This window comes from Dolichospermum sp. LEGE 00246, assembly GCF_015207865.1.
In the GTDB taxonomy this organism is placed as follows: domain Bacteria; phylum Cyanobacteriota; class Cyanobacteriia; order Cyanobacteriales; family Nostocaceae; genus Dolichospermum; species Dolichospermum heterosporum.
The window spans coordinates 1-1,143 of the sequence record NZ_JADEWA010000763.1 but is presented as its reverse complement, the minus strand read 5'-3'; the positions used below and the strand labels follow the sequence as shown (position 1 = coordinate 1,143).

2 protein-coding genes are annotated in these 1,143 nt (G+C 34.9%); one reads left to right on the top strand and one right to left on the bottom strand.

Translation table 11 applies throughout. From position 1 onward, the window contains the following. The coding region (locus IQ228_RS26205; protein ID WP_193965032.1) for a DUF3685 domain-containing protein at positions 1-352 on the top strand (352 nt) is incomplete at its 5' end. 120 nt (positions 353-472) lie between these two features. On the opposite strand, the gene IQ228_RS26200 is transcribed toward IQ228_RS26205, so the two are convergent. Beyond that, on the bottom strand, positions 473-712 hold the full coding sequence (locus IQ228_RS26200; protein ID WP_051424263.1) for a DUF4277 domain-containing protein: 240 nt from the start codon (positions 710-712) through the stop codon (positions 473-475). Between the last annotated feature and the right edge of the window lie 431 nt (positions 713-1,143).

Below are 1,143 nucleotides of genomic sequence, written 5' to 3'. Positions count from 1 at the left end.
ATATTGGAAATATCAATTATATCAATATATAACTGAAGCACAAACTATTTTTGAAAGTCGCTATGAGTTCTTTGTTTTCTCCCCTCGTGGAATTACGAAAATATCAATTTATGCTCCTCGAAATCAAGAATTAGCTCAACTTTCCGGTATTCCTTTAGGGGTAACATTAATACTGGAATTTCGGGATGCTATTTCTCCACGTATCCAATCATTGGTAGGGTTTTTAGGAACTGGAATTGTTTTCGTCCTTACTCAAATAGTCGGTAAGGGTTTAGGTTTAGTTGGTAGAGGTATTTTGCAAGGAATTGGTAGTGTTTCTTTGTCAGAAAAAGGACAACGGAAGAATAGGTAATTAGTCATTAGTCATTCAATATTGCTCGGTTAGGGGGAGATAGGGGGTGAATTCAAAAATATTTTGTTCGCGTATGTACTACGGGGGATTCGCGTTGCACCCTTCTTTCTTGACTTGCCATCAGGTGCAATCCATGAATGGTGCGGTTATAAATCCCATACAATTGATTATCATCGCTTTAACTACAAGTCCAGCGCTAACTTTCTCTTGTGCATGAGTCCCTATTTCTTGATCTATTATCTTCACAATCCCTATTTCATCTATAATTCCCGCAATTATCCATAAATGGTCAATGTCTTTAACATCCACTTGTAGTTCTGTTTTCACTTTAAGTAATTGGACAAAAATATTTACAGTCATTGTGAGCGAAGGGAAGCAATCACAACCCTGGCGATTGCTTGATTTCACTTCGTTCCATATGGCTAACGCCACGCAATGCTTACGCAATGACATTGTGTAATTAATTCTGTCTCACTACTTAGCTACCTTTAGTCCACTTAGATTAAAATACCTTTTTTCTGGTTTTACCTACTGAATGTGGGCTATAATAGAATGTAAAATATAAAGTCTTTTCGCCCGAATCTCACAAAAAATAAAATAATGTGTATAAGCATTATATGAAATATTGCAAACATAATATAAAACTGTTACCTTCTGTCCCAGAACCAAAATACGTTGTTTTTACAGATTTTGATGAAACTTATCTTGCTCATCAAAATAGAGAAGATTATAAAAATGATCTCAAAGAACTTGAGGAGTATTTATTAAATGAAACATATCAGAAACAAATC

Bases quoted from the DNA above. Each gene is read 5' to 3' on its own strand.
- IQ228_RS26200 (WP_051424263.1), bottom strand. From the start codon at position 712: ATGACTGTAAATATTTTTGTCCAATTACTTAAAGTGAAAACAGAACTA.